The organism is Streptomyces sp. NPDC088124 (genome assembly GCF_040685895.1).
In the GTDB taxonomy this organism is placed as follows: domain Bacteria; phylum Actinomycetota; class Actinomycetes; order Streptomycetales; family Streptomycetaceae; genus Streptomyces.
This window is the reverse complement of record NZ_JBFBJB010000023.1, coordinates 88,990-108,810: the sequence shown is the minus strand read 5'-3', so window position 1 is coordinate 108,810 and position 19,821 is coordinate 88,990. Positions and strand designations below refer to the sequence as shown.

Genomic DNA, 19,821 nt, shown 5'->3' with positions numbered 1-19,821 from the left:
GTGAGCACCGAGACCACGGCCGTGCCCGGGGCCGCCCTCCTGTCCGAGGCGCGGGCCCGCCGCGTCGAGGAGCTGATCGCGGCCATGACCACGGAGGAGAAACTGGCGCAGCTCTACGGGCTGTGGGCGGGCGCCTCCGCCGACGGCGCCGAAGTCGCCCCGCACCAGCACGACATGGACGCCCCGCCCGCCCTGGCCGACCTGCTGCCGTACGGCCTCGGCCAGCTGACCCGGCCGTTCGGCACCGTGCCGGTCGATCCCGCGCTGGGCGCCCTCTCCCTGATGCGTACGCAGGAGCGCGTCGTGGCGGCGAGCCGCTTCGGCGTGCCCGCCCTGGCCCACGACGAGTGCCTCGCCGGCTTCGCCGCCTGGGGCGCCACCACGTACCCCGTCCCGCTCTCCTGGGGCGCGTCCTTCGACCCGGAGCTGGTCCGGGAGATGGCGGGCGCGATCGGGCGGGACATGCGCTCGGTCGGGCTGCACCAGGGGCTCGCGCCGGTGCTCGACGTGGTGCGCGACGCGCGCTGGGGGCGGGTCGAGGAGACCATCGGTGAGGACCCGTATCTGGTCGGCACCGTCGCCACGGCCTATGTGCGGGGCCTGGAGTCGGCGGGCATCGTGGCGACGCTGAAGCACTTCGCCGGGTACGCGGCCTCGCGCGGCGGACGCAATCTGGCCCCGGTGGGCATCGGTCCCAGGGAGCTGGCGGACGTGGTGCTGCCGCCGTTCGAGATGGCCGTGCGGGAGGGCGGCGTACGGTCCGTCATGGCCGCCTACAACGATCTCGACGGGGTGCCGTGCGCGGCGGACGAGCGGCTGCTGACCGGACTCCTCAGGGACGTCTGGGGGTTCGGGGGCACCGTGGTCTCGGACTACTTCGGGGTCGCCTTCCTGGCCACCCTGCACGGGGTGGCGGGCGACCGTGCGGAGGCCGCGACGGCCGCGCTCGCGGCGGGCGTCGATGTCGAGCTGCCCACCGTCAACACGTTCGGACGGCCGCTGCGGGACGCGGTCGCCGACGGGCGGCTGCCGGGCGAGGTGGTGGACCGCGCGGTACGCCGGGTCCTGACCCAGAAGGCCGGGCTCGGGCTGCTCGACCCGGGGTGGAGCGCCCGGCCGGCGGCCCTGACCGGGCCGGCGCCCGACGGGACCGGCCCGGACGGGACCGGCCCGGACGGCCCGGAGCGGCTGCGCGGCACGGTCACCCTGGACTCCCCCGCGCACCGGGACATCTCCCGTCGGCTCGCGGAGCGTTCGGTGATCCTGCTGCGCAACGACGGTACGCTGCCGCTCGCGGCCGGGGCCGCCGGACCGGCGAGGATCGCGCTGATCGGCCCGCAGGCCGAGACCCCTACGGCGGTGCTGGGCTGCTACTCCTTCCCCGTCCATGTCGGCGCCCGGCATCCGGACACCCCGCCCGGCATCGAACTTCCCACGCTGCGCGAGGCGTTGGCGGCGGAGTTCCCGGAGAGCGAGATCGTCACGGTGGCGGCCACCGGCATCGACGACCCCGTCGTCCCCGGCGTCCCCGGCGCGGTCCTCCCGGACGGCTTCGCGGAGGCGGTACGGGCGGTCCGCGCCGCGGATGTCGCCGTCCTCGCGCTCGGCGACCGCGCGGGGCTCTTCGGGCGCGGCACCAGCGGGGAGGGCTGCGACGCCGAGACCCTCGATCTGCCGGGCGCCCAGGCCCTGTTGCTGGACACGGTGCTCGACGCGGCGCGGGCGGCCGGCACCCGGGTGGTGGTCACCCTGCTCGCCGGCCGGCCGTATGTCCTCGGCCGGGCGGTCACCGAGGCCGGGGCGATCGTGCAGGCGTTCTTCCCCGGGCAGGAGGGCACCCCGGCGGTGGCGGGCGTGCTCAGCGGCCGGATCAACCCCTCGGGCCGGCTCCCGGTGAGCGTCCCCCGGCTGGCGGGCGCGCAGCCGTCCACGTATCTCGCGGCGCCGCTGGCCCGCGCGAGCGACGTCTCCAGCATCGACCCGACACCGGCCTTCGGGTTCGGCCACGGGCTGACGTACACGTCGTTCGCCTGGTCGGAGCTGGAGGTCACGACGGAGGGCGCCGCACTGCCCACGGACGGCGCGGCGCGGCTGGCGTTCACCGTCACCAACACGGGCGGGCGCGCGGGCGTCGAGGTGGTGCAGCTCTATCTGCACGACCCCGTCGCCTCGGTCGTCCAGCCCGCGCAGCGCCTGATCGGCTACGTACGGCTCCCGCTGGCGGCGGGCGAGCGGGCCAGGGTCGGCGTCACCGTACCCGCCGATCTGGCGTCGTTCACCGGGCGCGACGGGCGCCGGATCGTCGAACCGGGGGCGCTGGAGCTGCGGTTGGCGGCCTCCAGCACCGATGTGCGGCTGACCGCCGCGCTCGCCCTGACGGGGCCCGTACGGTACGTGGACCACACCCGCGCGCTGCACGCCACGTTCACCGTCGGGACGCGATACCGGCCACGGGAAACCGACGGGATGTGAAGATCTTGTAGCCGCCCGGGGGCCCAGCGGATAGCGTGACGGCACGTCGCCACGGATACGACGCATGCCAAGGAGCGCGGCGGACAGGACGGACGCGCGCATCGGCTCGGTCGGCCGGGTGGGAGACAGATCAGATATGACGCCGACTCAGCTCCGGGCGTACGCCGCGGTCGTCCGCCTGGGTTCGGTCAAGGGGGCCGCGGCCGATCTCTCGGTGTCCGAGGCCGCGGTCTCGATGCATGTCGCCCAGCTGCGCAAGGAGTTGGGCGACAGGCTGTTCGCCAGGACGGGCGCGGGCCTCGCGTTCACCCCCGGCGGACTGCGGCTGGCCAGCCGTGCCACGGAGCTGCTGGGGCTCCAGGACCGGACCATCCTGGAGGTCAGCCAGGCCGGTTCGGGCCGCAGGCTGCTGCGCGTCGCCACGTCGAGCCTCTTCGCGGAGCACGCGGCGCCCGGCCTCATCGAGCTGTTCGCGGGCCGGGCGGACGACCTGGACGTCGAGTTGAGTGTGCACAGCCCGCAGCGGTTCGCCACCCTGCTGCGCAACCGCACCGTGGACGTGGCGATCGGACCGCGTCCGGCGGTCGTGGACGACGGCATGAAGTGCACGCCGTTCCTCAACTACCAGATGGTGGGCGTCGTCGGCCCGGACCACCCGCTCGCCGGCCGGCGCCCGGGGCCGGGCGAGCTGCGCCGCCAGACCTGGCTGCTCGGTCCGTCGGCCGCCGACCGCGCGGGCCTCGTCCCCTCCGTACTCCAGCAGCTCCAGGTGGACGAGGAGAACCAGCGGATCTTCCAGAGCCACGCGGCGGCCCTGGAGGAGGCCAAACACGGCAAGGGCGTGGCGCTGGCGCTCTCCTTCTCCGTCACCCGGGCGCTCTCCGGCGGGGAACTCAAACAGCTCCTGAGCCCCGCGCTGCCCGCCAAGGGCTCCTGGAACGCCCTCGCCCTCCCGGGCCGTGACGCGCCGCCCGCGGCGGCCGAGTTGATGCGTTTCGTCACGACGCCGCGGGCCCTACAGGCGATGCTGCGCGGGGAGGGTGTGACGGCGGGCAGGTTCCGGCCGGCCATCCATGTGACGCTGTGGAGCTGACGGGCCCGGCGGCGCGGTGCGCGACCGGGCCCGTCCACCGACCGCGCTCGGCCGGGTGCTCAGCCGGTTGCGTTCTGCTTCTCCCTCGCCGCGGCGGAGGCGCCTTCCGGTGGATTGACGCCGACCAGGCGGTGGGCGCCGATCCGCTTCAGCAGCGGGCCGGTGAGGACGGTGGTCACCACGGCCATCACCACCATGATCGAGTAGAACTGCTGGTCGATCAGGGCCATTTCCAGGCCGACGGTGACGATGACGATCTCGGTGAGCCCGCGCGTGTTCATCAGGACGGACGCCGTCAGCGCCTGCCCGTGGTCCGCGCCGGCCAGACGTCCGGCGGCGTAGACCCCGAGCGCCTTGGTGGCGATGGCGACGGTGATGACCAGCACGAGGGTGAGGAGGACCCCACCGCCGAATCCGGCGAGGTCGACCTTCATGCCGGCGACGACGAAGTAGAGCGGCAGCAGCAGATAGCCGGTCTGCTGCGTCTGGTTCACGACGAGGACGCGCAGCGACTCGGACATCGCGCGGGGCATGATCGCGCCGAAGGCGAACGCGCCGAAGATGAAGTGGATGCCGAGCCACTCGGTGGCGGCGCTGGACAGCAGCAGGCCGGCGATCAGCACGGGGAAGAGGACCGTGGCCTGCTTGTCGTTGTGTTCGGCGTACTGAACGGCCCTCTTGAGCGCCGGCCGGACCAGGAAGGCCATCGCCAGTACGTAGAGCGGCAGCAGCACGAAGCGCCACTCGCCGGTCGCGCCCGTGAACGCGATGACACCGGCCAGGCAGATCCAGGCGACGATGTCACCGATGGCCGCCGCGACGAGCACGATGGCGCCCGTCGCCGTACGGTTCAGCTCACGGTCGGACAGGATGCGCGCCAGCACGGGGAAGGCCGTCACGGACATGGCCACACCGACGAAGAGCACGAATCCGGTGTGACTCTCGGGCGCGTAGGTGGAGGCGAGCGGTATCGCCAGGGCGACTCCGCCCGCGAGCGGGAGCACGACCGAGCCCACCGCGATGCTCAGGGGGATGCGCTTGCGGCCGCGCAGCAGCGCCCCGTCCATCTCGTAACCGACGAGGAACATGAAGGTCGCGAGGCCGACGTTGGCCAGGCCGGAGAAGACGGGCTGCACACTCTCCGGGAAGATCTTCTCGCTCACGGTCGCCGACAGCACCACGGGGCTGACGAGGATGCCGGCGAGGATCTCTCCCACGACGGCGGGCTGTCCGATCCGGCGGAGTGCGGCTCCCAGCAGTTTGGCTGCGGTGATGGCGAGTGTCAGCGCCAGGAAGAAGTCTGATACGGCGTTACCAGTCATCAGTATCGGCCTCAGGTGGGTGGCCGGGCGTGTCGCGGCCGGCCGGGCACGGTGGGTGGACCGGTGGGCCTGCTGTGACCGCAGGCCCACCGCGGTACGTTCAACACACGTGCTGTACGGGGGTGGTGCGCGGGATCGCATGACGGGCGGGCAGTGTGTCCGGCGCCGGTGGTCGCCTCACCCGTGGCGCGTCACACCGACAGGAAGTCCTTCGCGGCGATCAGCACCCGCCGGTGGGCCTCCTCGGTCCCCACGGAGATCCGGACACCGTCGCCGGAGTACGACCTGACCCGCGCCCCGGCCCGCAGCGCCGCGGCGGCGAAGCGGTCCGACTCCGGTCCGAGGGGCAGCCAGACGAAGTTGGCCGACGACGGCAGCGGCACCAGCCCCTGCGCGCCGAGATCCGACCGGAGGTCCGCGCGCATGCGCCGTACCGTACGGAGCCGTTCGGCCAGGTCGCTCCCCTGTGCCAGCGAGATCACGGCCGCCCGCTCGCCGGAGCGCGTGACGGAGAAGGGGATGACCGTCTTGCGGGCGCGCACCGCGATCTCCGACGAGGCGAAGGCGTAGCCGACCCGCAGCCCCGCCAGGCCGTACGCCTTGGAGAACGTCCGCAGCAGGACGACGTTCGGGTACTCCCGGATCAGGCCGAGGTCGTGCGGATCCTCCTCCTCGTCGAACTCCATGTACGCCTGGTCGAGAATGGCGACGACGTGGGACGGGAGGCTGTTCAGGAATCCCAGCAGCTCACTCCGCGGGATCCGGCGGCCGGTGGGGTTGTGCGGGGAGCACAGGATGACCGCCCGCGTACGGGGGTTCACCCGCTCCAGCAGCCCCGCCAGGTCGTGCTCACCGGTGGTGGTGAGCGGTACCGGTACCCCCTTGGCGCCGGTGACGGCGATCAGCAGGGGGTAGGCGTCGAAGCCCGGCCAGGCGTGGAGGACTTCGTCGCCGCGGCCCGCCAGGACCAGGAGCAGTTGCTGGAGGACGCCGCCGCTGCCCGGGCCGACCACCGTCTCCTCGGTCTCGGCGCCGAAGTGCCCGGCCAGTGTGCCCTTGAGCACGCGGGCGGTGGGGTCGGGGTACAGGTTGACCTGGAGGCTGCTCCGGCGCAGCGAGTCCACCACCGCCGGCAGCGGTGGCAGCATGAGTTCGTTGTTGGAGAGGTCCAGGACGTCCTCGGCCCTGCCGGGCTCCGTCGCCTCCGTTCCCTGGATCGCCTCCGTCGCCTCCGTTCCCTGTGTCGCCTCCGTCCCTTCCGTGGCGCGGTAGGCGGAGAACCTGTCCAGCTCGGACGTCCTGAAGGATGGCTGCGTGACATGGCGTGCCGTCATCAGTGCCCTGTTCTGTGAGTAGCGGTTTCGGTTCCGGACCGGGGCCGTGAGACACGCCGCGGGGGAAGTCACGGGTGCTCACGGCCCCGGTTCACACCGGTGTCGGGCGGTTCACACCAGGTTCAGCCGCGGCTGCTCCGAGCCCCGTAGGCAGGCTCCGAACCCTGTAGCGCGGGCTCCGAACCCGGCTGCGCGGGCCGCGGTCCGAGGCCGCCGTCCAACGGCAGCGGCCAGGCGGCGAAGGAGCGCAGGCCGTACAGCAGCGGAGTGCCGTCGGTCTGGGCGATTCCGGCGACCTCACCGAAGACCACGGTGTGGTCGCCCACCTCCTGGGTGCCGCTGACCCGGCACTCCGCCACCGCGAACGCGTCCTTGGACAGCCACGGCAGACCCGACCGGCACTGCTTCCACTGCACGCGCGAGAAGCGGTTCGGGTCGGGGCCCGAGAACACCTCCGCCGCGTGCCGTCCGCCGTCGTGCAGCAGGTTGACGGCGAACCCGCGGGTGGCGGAGACCGCCTCCAGGGTGGCGCTGCCGTTGCGCAGGCAGACCAGCAGTGTCGGCGGGGACAGGGTGGCGCTGGTGACCGACGAGCAGGTCATGCCGCGGGGCACACCCTGGGCGTCGAGGCTGGTCACCACCGCGATCCCGGTGGGGAAGGCGCTCATCAGATCGCGGTAGTGCTGCTGCTCGGTCGTCACGCCGCCCGCCGCACCCTTCACGACGCACCGTGCAACTGACGCAGCAGGTCATAGGTCGACGGCAGCGACTCGACCAGGTTGTCCCCCTTGCGCTTGACGTCGGCGAACAGCAGCTCGGACTCCGCGATCGACTGCGGCTTGTAGGCGAGCGCGGGCAGCGGGTTGCGCGGCATCAGGCCGAGGCCGGCGAAGATGCAGTAGTAGCTGCCGTTGGTCCAGAAGTTCCGGAACTCGGCCTCGAAGTTGCCGTAGTAGGTCCCCTCGTCGGTGACCGGCAGGTTGACCGGCAGCCCGGCCCGGTACGTCTCGACCTTGTCCTTGATGGAGTCGGCCAGCTTCAGTTCCTTGTTCGCCCGCCAGAACGGCGTGTCGACGCGCGGCGAGAAGTAGTAGTGCGCCTGGAGGAAGTCCCGGGTGTCGTCGAACATCTCCTCGATCTCCCGGTTGAACCGGTCGACGAGCACCTTGTCGAAGGTCTTGTCGGGGAAGTGCTTGGCCAGCATGTGGATGGCCGCGTAGATGAAGTAGATGCCGCTGGACTCCAGCGGCTCCACGAAGCACGACGCGAGGCCGACGCTGACGCAGTTGCGCACCCACGCCCTGCGGTTGCGGCCGACCCGGAAACGGACGTGGTTGAACTCGGTGTTGTCCGGGTCGAGGCCCCACAGCTTCGAGAAGGCCAGGGTGGCCTCGTCCTGGGTGGCGAAGTGGTTGGAGTAGACGTGACCACTGCCGAACCGGCCCAGCATGGGGATCTTCCAGGTCCAGCCGGCCTCCATGGCGATCGAGGAGGTGTACGGCTCGACACCGTTCTTCTCGTCGTCGTGCGGTATGGCCGTGGCGACCGCGCTGTTGCACAGGAGGTGGTCGCTCATGTCGATGAACGGCTCCTCCATGGCCTTGTTGATCAGCAGCCCGCGGAAGCCGGAGCAGTCGACGAAGAGGTCACCCTGCAGGAGCCGTCCCGACTTGGTGCGCAGGGCGGTGATGAAGCCCCGTTCGTCGGTGAGGACCTCGGTCATCTCGTCCTCGACGTGCTCGACCGCCTGCTTGGTGACGGCGAAGTTGCGCAGGAACGCGGCGACCTTGCTGGCGTCGAAGTGCCAGGCGTAGTTGGTCGCCCGCCGCATGTCGAGGAAGCGGGGCGCCTTCTTGGCGTTCATGATCGCGGTGTCGGCGAAACACGCCTCGTCGAAGTTCTCGTCCGTCTCGCCCTGGAGCCGCTTGGCCGCCCAGTAGTGGGACAGCGGTATCTGGTCGGCGGACGGCAGCAGTCCGAAGGGGTGGTGGAAGGTGTCGGTGTGACCGTCGTCGAGCGTCCGGGGATCCGGAGTGCCTTCCCCGGCTGTGCGCCAGTTGATGAACTTCACCGCCATCTTGTAACTGGCGTTGCACTCGCGCATCCACTCCTCCTCGGGGATGCCGAGGTAGTCGAAGAACGCGCGCTGCAGGTTGGGGACGGTGGCTTCGCCCACACCGATCCGCGGGATGGTGGGCGCCTCCAGGACCACGATCTTCACCGTGTTCTGCAGCGCCTTGCCGAGATACGCCGCAGCCATCCAGCCGGCGGTGCCGCCGCCCAGGATCACGACTGTCTTGATTCGATTGTCCACGTTGTTCTCCTTCAGAGATTCGAGCAAAGTGGGCTTTTCGGTGGTCCGGGCACGCCGCTTCTGCCTCTTGAGGGAGGCCGTTCTTCGGAAGGGCGAGTTCTCGGGGGCCCGCGGGCGCCTCGGTGGGCGCCCGCGGGTGCCGGCGTCAGGCGGAGAGAAGTCCGCGGGCGCGCAGGTCTTCGACGACCTTGTCGGTCAGGCCCGCGGCGCGGGCCTCGGGAAGGGTGAGGGATCCCGGGATGCTCTGTTCGAAGGCGAAGACGTTGTCGGGGTCGTACCGCCTCTTCACGTCCATCAGCCGCGGGAGGCTCTCCCCGTAGTAGGCGTGCAGCCAGTTCTCCAGATCGCGGTCCGGACTGTTGACGTAGGCTCCGCCCGTCATGAAGGCGTCCATCTCCTCGCGGACGCCGGACAGCCAGCCGAGGTGTTCCCGGTCGTGCTCCGCCCCCTGCCAGTGGCCGAGGTACTCGACGCAGATGGACGCGTCGCGGTGGGCGAACGCCGAACTGTCCGGGGACACACTGCCGAGCACCTCGCCGCCGAGCCCGTAGAGCCCCGTCTTGACCCCGGCCGGCGCGTCCTTGTGCCAGCGCTCCAGGGTCTTCAGCGCATCGGAGTCGAGCGGCCCCGCCGACAGCGCGGGCACGAACTTGGCGCGAATGGACGGGACTTGCTCACTGAACGTCCCGACACACTCCATGTAGGGCATGGTGCGCACGAAGGAGTCGCGCGGCGGGAACCTCTCGACCAGCGGCTGGAGGATCGACTCCAGCTCGTCGGCCGACCCCTCGAACAGGCCGGTCGTCATGACCGTACCGACCGTGCTGGAGAAGACGTTGAACCGGGCGTTGACCCGCGAGTCCGCCGAGAGGAGCCAGTGCTGCCAGGCGTCGAGCACCGCCATGCCGCCCTGCCAGTCCCACTCCAGCTTGAAGATGGTCACGTCGGAGATGGGCCGCATCTCGAAGGTGTACGAGGTGGCGATCCCGTAGTTGCCTCCGCCGCCTCCCCGGCAGGCCCAGAAGAGATCCGGGTGATGGTCCGCGTCGACCTGGAGCTTCTCCCCCCGCGCGTCGATCACGGTGAGGCCCACCAGGTTGTCGATGAGCAGGCCCCGCGAGCGGACGAGCATCCCGATGCCGCCGCCGAGCACGTGCCCGCCGATCCTGATGTCCGGGCAGACCCCGGCGGGGATGGTGCCGCCCACCGACCAGAGGTTCGCGTACACCTCACCGAGCATGACACCGGGGCTGATGACGGCCCGGGTCCGGTCGTTGTTCACGGCGATCGAGCCGAGCTTCGACAGGTCGATGATGATGCCGTCGTCGACCGTGCAGAAACCCTCGCTGTTGTGACCGCCGGAACGGATACGGAACGGGACCTCGTTGTCCCGCGCGTATCCCAGCGCCGCCGCCGTCTCCGCTTCGTCGCACGGGTACATGATGGCCCGGGGCCGGCAGTCGAAACGGTCGTTCCAGATGCGTCGTGCCCGTTCGTAGTCCGGGTCGGCCGGCGAGACCACCGTGCCGGCGTTCCGGGGATATCTGTCCATTCGTCGTCCTCCACCTTCGGACAGCCTGGGAGTTCTGGTGCCTCACAGCACCTGGCACGTCACGGCATTCGTCGCGCCACGGAATTCGTCACGTCACGGAATTCGTCACGTCACAGCGCCTGGCACGTCACCGTGCCCGGCACGTCACTCGGAGCCGACGTGGCCGTGTGCGAAGTGCCGGACGGTGACCTTCCTGACCCGCCCCGACGGATCGTCGGGGGCGGGCGGACGCCACGCGGCGTACGTGTGGGTGATGCCGCCGCCCCGGCTCTCCAGGTAGCAGATGATGTTGAGCGGCCAGCCCGCGTTGCGGAAGAGGTACTCGTCCATCCGGCTGGGGTTCTCGCTCAGGTTCTCCGTGCCCCGTTCGTGCGCGGGCCCGATGCGGTGCCAGTCCGGGTGCATGTGGACCGATCCGAGCATCTCCAGGCCGGCGTTCTCGAACTCTCTGACGATCTTGAGGAGTTCACGCGAGTCGCACCAGAACCCGCGCTCCCCGTCGTCGTACTGCTTGCCGAACTGGGGGACGATGTTCTCCTTGAACTCCTCCAGGGGGACGGACTCGACGGCCCGGACGTTGGTGGCGAAGGCGACCTGCCTCACGATCATCGCGTCGCCCTCGAACGTGCCGCCCAGCAGTCCGAAGCTGTTGGGCCGGTGCAGCCGCGGACCGGCCGCCTTCACCGACGCCAGACCGAGGCTGTACTGCTCGATCGCGTCCTCGACGAAGGGCGCGAAGGTCTCGGTGTCGATGACCACCACGTCGAGGTTGTCCAGGATTCCACCGGGGTCGCTCTCGCCCCGCGGGACCGTGCTCTCCAGCATTGTGGTGCTCCTCTCCGGGAATGACGGGGACGTCACACGATTCCGCCGTTGGCGTGCAGCACCTGCCCGTTGATCCAGCCGCCCTGCTCACCGAGCAGGAAATCCACCACCGCCGCGATGTCGTCCGGCCGGCCGATCCTGCCCAGCGGGATCTGCCCGGCCAGCGCCTCGATCGCCTCCGGCGGCCGGCCGCTGAGGAACAGTTCGGTGCCGGTGGGTCCCGGGGCGATCGCGTTGACCGTGATGTCCCGGCCGGCCAGTTCCTTGGCCAGCTGCCGCGTCAGCACCTCGACGGCGGCCTTGGAGGCGTTGTAGACCGCCTGGCCGGGCGCCCCCAGGGCCAGAGCGGAGCTGGAGAAGGTGATGATCCGTCCGCCCGTACGGACCCGGGTCGCCGCCGCCCGCAGCATGTGGAAGGTCCCGCGGAAGTTGACGTCCACGACCCGGCGGAAGTCGTCGTCGTCGGTGCCCGCGAGGGGGCCGCGCCGCGCGGCGTGGGCTCCCGCACAGGTGACAACGATGTCCACCCCGCCGAAGGTCTGTTCCGCCTCGTCGAAGAGGCGCGCGGCACCGTCCGGTTCCGCGATGTCCGCGAGCACGGCCTTCGCCTGTCCGGCTCCCGATCCGGAACCGCTCCCGGCTCCGGCTCCGGCTCCGGCTCCGGCTCCGGAGATTTCCCCCACCAGCTTCTCGGCGGCCACGGTGTCATGGGCGAAGCCGATGACCACATCCATGCCGGCGGCCGCGAGGTGACGGGAGATCTCCGCCCCGATGCCGCGGCTGCCGCCGGCCACGATCGCCACCGTACGTGGCGTGGCGGCCGTCACTTCTCCGACTCCGCACGGACGCGCAGCTCACCGATGGCCGCCCGGCCCTTCTCCGACCAGCGGGACTCCTCCGCGTCCTCGAACCGCTGCCCGTACGACTCCAGGAACTTGATGCGGTCGGGCACGGGATCGTCGACCCGGTTCAGGAACGGCAGGTCGGAGTCGACCATGTGCCGGATGGCCAGCAGCGGAATCGGACTGCGCAGCGGCCGGAACCCCGGGTTGTGGAGCCCGCCCTGCTCGCTGCGCGGATGGAACTTCCCGATCATGAGGCCGGAGGCGACGAACTCCGCCTTCAGCCTGCGGTGTGTTTCGTCCACCACCTCGGCCGCGTCCTCCTCGCTCACATCGGGGAGGATCACCATGATCGCCTTGTCGATGGCCTCCTGCCCCGACCGGGGTTCCATGTCGAGGATGGTCTGCCGGTACGAGGCGATGATCCCGTCGATCTCGGCCTCGGTGCGGTTCGCCGTGTGCAGGACGACGAACGAGACCCGGTTCATGGCCAGGGCACGCGGAATGAAGGGACAGACCGAACCGCCCCGCCCGAGATCGGGATGCGGCTTCGAAAGGAACTCCGTACACCAGTCGGCGATGGTCCGGATGAACGGCAGGTCCTCCGCGATCCGGGCCAGGTCCTCCGGGCGGTAGAGCACGGGACTCCCACCCGACGGGGAATTCCCGTCCACGACGGGATTTTCGTCCACCACGGGATTCCCGTCCGGCGGGGAACTCTTCTCCGCGGAACTCTTCTCTGCGGTACTCATATCGAGCTCACCTCCGGTTCACCAGGTAATCGGGAGTTCCGCGATGGCATGCGTCATCATGTCCGGCTTCCAGACGATCTCCTCGGCGGGCACCGCCAGCCGCAGATCCGGGAAGGTGCGCACGATCACGTCGTACGCCTCCTGGAGCTGCACCCGCGCGAGATACGCGCCGATGCAGTAATGCGCGCCCTTCCCGAAAGCCATGTGCGCGTTGTCCACCCGGTGGATGTCGAACCGGTCGGGGTCCGCGAACTTCTTCGTGTCGCGGTGCGCCGACGAGATGAGCGGCATGACCCCCTCGCCCCGCCGGATCTGACCGGACGGCAGATCGACGTCCTGCGTCGCGACGCGGAGGAAGCCCACATCGGCGGGGAAGTCGTGCCGGAGCACCTCCTCGACCGCGGCCGGCACCAGCGAGGGATCCGCCACGAGCTGCGCGTACTGCTCGGGGTGGCGCAGCAGCGTGAAGATCCCGCGCCCGATCGACGTCATGGTCGTCTCGTGCCCGGCCAGCAGCAGCGAGCGGGCGGTGTCGCACAGCTCCGCCTCGCTCAGCCGGTCGCCGTCCTCCGTCGCCTGGATCATGGCGTCGAGGAGATCCGTTCCCGGTTCCCTGCGGTGCTGCTCGATGAGGTCGACCAGGTACGCGAAGAACTCCTCGCGCCCCGTGACGCGCTCGTCCGCCATGTCGGGCGTGATGCTCATGGCCACGTACGACCAGTGGCGGAACTGGGCGAGATCGCTGTCGGCGACCCCGAGCACCCCCGCGATCACCCGCATGGGCAGCGGTTCGGCGAGGCCGGCCATCAGGTCGACGGGACCCGGGGCGGCCGCCACCATGTCGTCGACGAGTTCCTGGACGATCTCCCGGATGCGCGGCCGCAGCTTCTCGATGTTCCGTACGGTGAACGCGCGGCTGAGGAGCCGGCGGACCCGGGTGTGCCGCGGCGGGTCCATGTTGATGAGCGTGTCGCGGTCGTCGGACATGTCCGCGCCGGACTGCAGCCGGGGGCATCCGGGCTTGCTCAGGTCACGGCTGAACCGCGGATCGGTCAGGACGGCCTCGACGTCGTCGAAGCGCACCGCGAGCCGTACGGCGTCACCGCTGGGCAGGGTGACCTGCCCGAGGGGATCGGACTCACGCCGCCAGGTGCAGCTCTGCGGGACCGCGCCGAGCGGCTCTTCGGGAAAGGGAAAGAATTCAGCGGACATGGCTCTCAGCTTTCAAAGGTGAGCAGGGGCACGTCGTACAGCTCGGTCTTCACCGGACGACGCATGTGCGGGGAGGCGACCTCGACGATCAGCATCTCGGTCAGGTACTGGACCGTGGCCGATATCAGATGACTGGAATAGGCGAGGGCCGACTGCTGCTTCAGTCCGACCGTGACATGCACGTGCGGCACGACGATGTCCCGGTCGGGGTCGTAGGAGAAGGTGCCGCTGCCGACGGCCTCGACCTTCTCCAGGTATACGGGGAGGCGGACGGGGGCTTCCGGGTCCTCGACCCGGTCGCACGTTCCCGCGATCTCGGTCTCGGCGAAAGCCGCGAGGAACATCGGGATGTAACCCTGCCGGACATCGTTTTCCTTGCAGAAGTCGGCCAGCGTCTGGAAGAAGTCCTCCTTGTGGTCGAAATTGAGTCCGAAGGACCTTCCGATCGTGAGCTCGCTGCTGCGCATGCTGAAACCACTCCCGTCGTACGTGTGGGCAGGGAAAATGCGGAGGAAAGGCAGAGGGGAAGCAAGGCGAGGAGAGAAGCGCGAGGAGGAGTCCGGCGCCCGGCGTCAGACGTCGACGCGCAGCGACTGGGACTCCAGCCAGGAGTTCAGGTCGAGCACCATCTCCAGGCTGATGCGCGTCACCGTGGACGCGGACTCCTCGGCCGGCGACTTGAGCAGGGTGCGTACGGCCTCACCGTCCAGCAGGGGCAGTACGGGGGCGTTCCCGTCCGCGATCAGGTCGCTGAGCGTGCCGCGCAGCGCCTTCCCGTACGCGGGGTCCTGGGTGGCGGGATACGGGCTCTTGCGCCGCTCCAGGATCGACGCCGGTACGAGGTCGGAGACCGCGGCGCGCAGCAGGCTCTTCTCGCGCCCGTCGAAGGTCTTGAAGGCCCAGGGTGTGTTGAAGACGTACTCCACCAGCCGGTGGTCGCAGAACGGCACCCGGACCTCCAGGCCGTGCGCCATGCTCAGCCGGTCCTTGCGGTCGAGCAGCATGTTCACGAAACGGGTGAGGTGGAGGTAGGAGACCTCCCTCATCCGGCGTTCGCGGGCGCTGACCATCGGCAGGTACGGCACCTCGGCCAGCGCGTCGCTGTACCGGTCGCGCTCGTACGCGAGGACGTCGAGCTGTTTGCGCAGCTCGGGGTCGAAGAGGTCCTCGGGCCGCTGCTTCTGCATCATGAAGACGAGCCAGGGGAACGTGCCGGAGTCCACCGCCTTCGGCAGGTGGAACCAGGCGTACCCACCGAACACCTCGTCCGCGGACTCCCCTGACAGCGCGACGGTCGAGTGTCCCTGGATCGCGCGGAACAGCATGTACAGCGAGGTGTTCATGTCGCCGCTGAACTGGGGGTATTCCCAGGCGTCCATCACACTGGCGCGCAGCCGTGGATCGGTGAGCTCGGTGGTGTCGAGTGTGATGTCGGTGTGATCGGGGCGCAGGTGTGCCACCGCGTCGCGTACGAAGGGCCCGTCGGCGCTGCCGCGCATCTCGTCGGGCTGGAAGTGGTCGGCGTAGCCGGCGAAGTCGACGGCGAACGACCGGGTGTCCCCGTGTTTCAGGGCCAGGGCGGTGAGCGCGCTCGAATCGAGGCCGCCCGACAGCAGGCTGCAGAGCGGGACGTCCGAGACGAGCTGCCGCTCGACGATGTCCTCCAGGAGCTCGCGCACCGTACGGACCGTCGTGTCCAGGTCGTCGGTGTGTTCCTGGGCCGTGAGCTGCCAGTACTGCCGCTTGGTCAGGCCCTGGCGCCGTACTCTCACCACTTGTCCCGCGCGCACTTCGTGCATGCCCTTGTAGAGGGAGAGGCCGGGCGTCTGCGTGATGGTGAAGATCTCCCGCAGTCCGTCGGCGTCCACGGCCCGGTCGGCCTGCGGATGGGCGAGGATGGCCTTCGGCTCGGATCCGAAGAGCACACCGCCGCCGGGGAGCGGGTAGTAGAAGAGCGGCTTGACACCCATCCTGTCGCGGATGAGCAGGAGTTCCTCGCGCCGGACGTCCCACAGCGCGAAGGCGTAGATCCCGTTGAGCTTGTCGACGAGGTCCTCGCCCCACTCCAGGTAGCCGCGCAGGACGACCTCGGTGTCGCTGTGGGTGCGGAAGCGGTGTCCTCTCGCCTCCAACTGGACTCTCAACTCACGAAAGTTGTAGACCTCGCCACTGTAGGTGAGGACGGCCACGTCGTCCGCGGCCATCGGCTGGCGGCCGCCTTCGACATCGATGACCGCGAGCCGGCGGTGCCCGAGCGCCGCATGGGGGGAAAGCCAGATTCCGGTGTCGTCCGGCCCCCGTAACGCCATGGTGTCCGTCATGGCCAGCACTGTGGACCGCTCTCCGGTCAGGTCGCGGTTGAAATCTACCCAGCCTGCGATACCGCACATATGGCTTCCCATTCTCGGTTCGATCGCTTCGACCCCGACCCCACCGGTACGCCGGACCCCGGTCCCGGCAAATCGGCATGCCAAGGCCGTCTGTGAGAGATGGGCGCACGTCGGTAAGGCCGGAACGCGGACAACGCGGGACTACGGATTCAGGGTCTCTACGGAGTGGTCTGTGCCGGGGTCAGCAGAGGTCAGCAGTAAGGGTCAGATTGAAACAATTACCCGATGACGCGCCGGAAAGGGCGGCGGGTTGGATTCGACGGAAGGGGTGCTCGATGACAGTGGTCCTGCAGATCCGATGTCTTTCAGAGGTATGTGGTCGCGCATCCCTGGAGTGGATGCGGATGTTCGCTCTGTGCAAGCGGCCGGCGAGAGCAACCACCGGCCGAGGTGCTTGGTAACGGTCAATCACACGAATACGGTCAAGCACTGCGTCGGGGCCAGATCCTGCCATGGCCCCTTCTCGCGGTCCAGACCGGCTTCTTAGCGCCTGTGCATTCCGGCCTCACCGCATGACGAACCGGCCATGAGCCACAGCCCGTTCGGCCACAGTCAGGCCACTCCGAAGCCTTGTCCGGGCCACCAACGGTCCATTGGACACAGAGCGCCGGCCGTGTCGGCACCCCTTCACAGAAACGTTTCTTCTACCGGACCGCACCGCTCCGGAACGCCGGCAGGCGCCTTCGCACCGAAGCCGGACACGGTGTGAGGATCGGTCGGCCCCCGCGGCGATCCGGGCTCGACCCGGATGGCCGAATAGAGCTCATTTCATACGCCGTTAATACTCCGAGAGGCATTCCGCGCGACGGGGAAAGAGCCCCGGAAACACTCGGTGGCGATTCGGCGTCTTTCACGCAAACTGCACCTTTGACCAGTTTGTTTGCCCTTGAGGACAGCCGGTGTGCCCTCGGATGTCTTGATGAGGACAACAGCCGGCAACACGCCAGAAATTCCGTCCGGCGGAGGGCGGGAAGCAGCCACCGCGACGGGGCGACCGTGCGCGGTATCAGCGCCTGAAGTTCACACCCCGTCCGGGTGCATTCCGGCATCGCGGGCGAGCAGCGCCGCCTGTACCCGGTTTTCGCACCCGAGCTTGGTCAGGATGCGGCTGACATAGGTCTTCACGGTGGCTTCGCTCATGTGCAGCCGCCTGCCCGCGTCCGCGTTGGAGAGGCCCTCGCCGAGCAGCGCGAGCACATCGCGCTCCCGGGCCGACAGCCGGTCGACACGCGCTCTGGCCTCGTCGGCGCGGGTGGTGGCCCCCGGGGAGGCGAGGGCGTCCACCACGTGCCGGGTGGCCGCGGGCGAGAGATAGGCGTTCCCGGCCGCCGCCGCCCGCACCGCGTGGATCAGCTCGTCGGGCGCGGAGTCCTTGAGGAGGAAGCCGGCGCCGCCGTGGCCGAGCGCGCGCAGCACGTTGTCCCGCTCGCCGAAGGTGGTGAGGATCAGCACCCGCACGTCCGGCGCGGCGCGGCGCAGCTCGGTGAGGGCCGCCAGCCCGTCCATCACCGGCATCTGGATGTCCAGCAGGGCCACGTCCACGGCGGTGCCCCGGGCGCTCTCCACCGCCTCACGGCCGTCGCCCGCCTCGGCGACGACGTCGATGTCCTCGGCCGAGGTGAGGATCATTCTGATGCCGGCCCGGATGAGCGGCTCGTCGTCGGCGACGAGGACCCGGATCACAGAGCCTCCTGCGCGGTGTCGGTCATGGAGCGGATGGCGTGGCCCCGCCATCATGCCCTGCCCCGACCGGGTAGGCCGCACCGAGGTACGGCGTAACCCGCCGTACGTCACGCGGAGGTTGGGCGCCACCCGCCGTACGTCACACAGCGGTCGGGCGCCACCCGCCGTACGTCACACAGCGGTCGGGCGCCACCCGCCCCACGGCACGCCGAGGTCCGGCGCCACCGCGCGCCGGGTCACGTCGCCCGGAACGTGTCCTTCGCGACCAGCTTCCCGTCACGGAAGCAGAACCGGAAGACCTTCAGGCTGTCGAGGCTCTCGTCCTCGTCGGAGATGAAGTGGCGGCAGGTCGCGCCCTCGGGCGCGGCAGGCGCCTGGTCCGCCAGGTCCGAGGTCGTCCACGAGTCCCCGGCGGGCAGTTTCTCCTGTACGTCCGCCTCGGCATCGCCCACCTTCACCGATTCGTACACGCTCGGCGAGATCTCGGCCCGCTCCATCTCCTTCATCAGCTCCTTCGTCCCCCATATCCCCAGCGCGACGATGCCGCCGACCAGGACGACGGCGACAGCGGCACAACCGATGGCCACATTCTTCTTGTTGGTCATGATGGTGGTGAACTCCGTTGGCGGATCGATGCGGTTGATGACCGCTCCACCATCGCCCGCGGCGCCCCTCCTCATCTGCCCCACAAAGTCGCTCCCGGGACCGACGGAAGTCGCGCCGTCCGGGCCGGGCCCCGGCCCGCCGTCCCCGGTGCCGTACGGCAGCAGGCCGGCGATACGGAATCCGCCGTCCGCGGTGGGACCGGTGTGCACCATGCCGCCGACGAGCCGGGCCCGTTCCCGCAGGCCCTTCAGTCCCTGGCCGCCGCTGACCACGGCCGGCCCCCGCGCCGCCCCGGCCGGTACGGGCCCGTTGGCGACCTCCACCACCAGGCTGTCCGGCTCGTAGCGCAGGGCCAGGCTGATCGGGGCACCCGGGGCGTGTTTGTGGGCGTTGGTCAGGCCTTCCTGGGCTATGCGGTACGCCGCGTGCTCGACGGCGGGCATCAGCGGCCGGCGGACGCCGGACCGGTGCAGCTCCACGGCCGCGCCCGCCGCCCGGGAGGACTCGACCAGACCGTCGACGGAGGCGGCCGGCCGCCGGCCCGGACGCCCGTCGCCCGCTCCGGCGGCCGGGCGGGGACCGTCCCTGCCGTCCGGCCCCTCCCCTTCATCGCGGTCGTCGCGGAGGATCCCGACGGCCTCGCGCAGCTCCCCCATCGCGGTCACGGAGGCCTCCCGCAGGATCCGTACCCCTTCCCGCTGGCGGTCGGTCAGCTCCGGATCGACCTGCAGGGCGCCCGAGTGCACGGATATCAGGGCGAGTTGGTGGCCGAGGCTGTCGTGCATGTCCCTGGCGATACGGTGGCGCTCCAACAGGCGCGCCTCCCGTGCCACCATCGCCTGCTCCCGTACGAGCTGGGCGTTGTTGCTCCGCAGCGCACCGAGCAGCGCATGACGCTGGGCGCGGTAGCGGGCGACCAGCCCCGGCACGATCGCCAGCGCCAGGAACATTCCCCCGCTCACCGCGCCGGTGGTGGCCAGCGACATGACGGAGCCGGCGCTGATCTCGTCGTAGGCGACCAGCGCCGTATGGGCCACGAGCGCGGCGGCGTACGCGCCGGCCACCCGCCAGGGTTTCACGATGCGGCTGCCCGCCGACCAACTCGCGTAGACCAGCAGCGGAACCGCCGCGATCAGCGCCCCCGCCGCCGCGGCGGAGAGGACCAGCACCGTCGCCGGCAGGGCGCGCCGGGTCAGCGACAGCAGGGCGACGCCCGCGACGACGGCGAAGGTCCGGGCACCGAACCCGGATCCCACGACGTCGAACATCCCCGCGATCCCGGCGAGGGCAACGGTGAGCACGGCCTCCCCGGCGATCCGGTAACGGCCCCAGGGCGACGCGGCGGCAAGCCGGGTCAGGAGCGTCCGGGCGGTGCGAGGGGTGTCTGCTTCTTCCACTTCCACGGACCGACGATAGGCAACGAG

General features: G+C 70.1%; 15 protein-coding genes. 2 read left to right on the top strand and 13 right to left on the bottom strand.

The features are described 5' to 3' along the window. Positions 1–84: 84 nt before the first annotated feature. Both AB0P17_RS20510 and AB0P17_RS20505 read left to right on the top strand, forming a co-directional pair. Positions 85–2,472, top strand: a complete 2,388-nt coding sequence (locus tag AB0P17_RS20510; RefSeq protein WP_365812944.1) for a glycoside hydrolase family 3 N-terminal domain-containing protein — start codon at positions 85–87, stop codon at positions 2,470–2,472. Positions 2,473–2,608: 136 nt separating this feature from the next. Continuing rightward, complete coding sequence (locus tag AB0P17_RS20505) at positions 2,609–3,565, top strand: LysR family transcriptional regulator (protein ID WP_365812872.1); 957 nt, start codon at positions 2,609–2,611, stop codon at positions 3,563–3,565. Positions 3,566–3,624: 59 nt separating this feature from the next. On the opposite strand, the gene AB0P17_RS20500 is transcribed toward AB0P17_RS20505, so the two are convergent. The 13 genes from AB0P17_RS20500 to AB0P17_RS20440 all read right to left on the bottom strand — a co-directional run bounded on the left by AB0P17_RS20500 (position 3,625) and on the right by AB0P17_RS20440 (position 19,794). Then, the gene (locus AB0P17_RS20500; RefSeq protein ID WP_365812870.1) at positions 3,625–4,887 is read right to left on the bottom strand and encodes a cation:proton antiporter; all 1,263 of its coding nucleotides are present in this window, start codon (positions 4,885–4,887) and stop codon (positions 3,625–3,627) included. Between the two features lie 191 nt (positions 4,888–5,078). After that, entirely contained in the window at positions 5,079–6,221 is a 1,143-nt protein-coding gene (locus AB0P17_RS20495; RefSeq protein WP_365812868.1) for an aminotransferase class I/II-fold pyridoxal phosphate-dependent enzyme, read from the bottom strand. A 122-nt stretch (positions 6,222–6,343) separates the two neighbouring features. After that, positions 6,344–6,922 (bottom strand): flavin reductase family protein, encoded by a 579-nt coding sequence (locus AB0P17_RS20490; protein ID WP_365812866.1) that lies wholly within the window; start codon positions 6,920–6,922, stop codon positions 6,344–6,346. Positions 6,923–6,939: 17 nt separating this feature from the next. Beyond that, positions 6,940–8,535: a tryptophan halogenase family protein gene (locus tag AB0P17_RS20485; protein ID WP_365812864.1), complete on the bottom strand. Its 1,596-nt coding sequence runs from the start codon at positions 8,533–8,535 to the stop codon at positions 6,940–6,942. A gap of 145 nt (positions 8,536–8,680) precedes the next feature. Next, complete coding sequence (locus AB0P17_RS20480) at positions 8,681–10,087, bottom strand: FAD-binding oxidoreductase (protein WP_365812862.1); 1,407 nt, start codon at positions 10,085–10,087, stop codon at positions 8,681–8,683. Between the two features lie 144 nt (positions 10,088–10,231). After that, the gene (locus AB0P17_RS20475) at positions 10,232–10,912 is read right to left on the bottom strand and encodes a hypothetical protein (RefSeq protein ID WP_365812860.1); all 681 of its coding nucleotides are present in this window, start codon (positions 10,910–10,912) and stop codon (positions 10,232–10,234) included. Positions 10,913–10,944: 32 nt separating this feature from the next. Further along, a complete protein-coding gene (locus AB0P17_RS20470; protein WP_365812858.1) occupies positions 10,945–11,739 on the bottom strand; it encodes an SDR family oxidoreductase in 795 nt (264 codons plus the stop codon). Continuing rightward, positions 11,736–12,506 carry a DUF6875 domain-containing protein gene (locus AB0P17_RS20465; protein WP_365812856.1) on the bottom strand — a complete coding sequence of 257 codons (771 nt, stop codon included), beginning with the start codon at positions 12,504–12,506 and terminating at the stop codon, positions 11,736–11,738. The genes AB0P17_RS20470 and AB0P17_RS20465 overlap by 4 nt, the downstream gene beginning before the upstream one ends. Before the next feature lie 18 nt (positions 12,507–12,524). Then, the gene (locus tag AB0P17_RS20460; protein WP_365812855.1) at positions 12,525–13,718 is read right to left on the bottom strand and encodes a cytochrome P450; all 1,194 of its coding nucleotides are present in this window, start codon (positions 13,716–13,718) and stop codon (positions 12,525–12,527) included. 5 nt (positions 13,719–13,723) lie between these two features. Next, positions 13,724–14,185, bottom strand: a complete 462-nt coding sequence (locus AB0P17_RS20455) for a DUF296 domain-containing protein (protein ID WP_365812853.1) — start codon at positions 14,183–14,185, stop codon at positions 13,724–13,726. Positions 14,186–14,290: 105 nt separating this feature from the next. Further along, positions 14,291–16,108: an asparagine synthase (glutamine-hydrolyzing) gene (gene asnB, locus AB0P17_RS20450; protein WP_365812850.1), complete on the bottom strand. Its 1,818-nt coding sequence runs from the start codon at positions 16,106–16,108 to the stop codon at positions 14,291–14,293. A gap of 1,020 nt (positions 16,109–17,128) precedes the next feature. Beyond that, positions 17,129–17,791: a response regulator transcription factor gene (locus AB0P17_RS20445; RefSeq protein WP_365812848.1), complete on the bottom strand. Its 663-nt coding sequence runs from the start codon at positions 17,789–17,791 to the stop codon at positions 17,129–17,131. A gap of 236 nt (positions 17,792–18,027) precedes the next feature. Continuing rightward, positions 18,028–19,794 (bottom strand): histidine kinase, encoded by a 1,767-nt coding sequence (locus AB0P17_RS20440; RefSeq protein WP_365812942.1) that lies wholly within the window; start codon positions 19,792–19,794, stop codon positions 18,028–18,030. Positions 19,795–19,821: the final 27 nt, after the last annotated feature.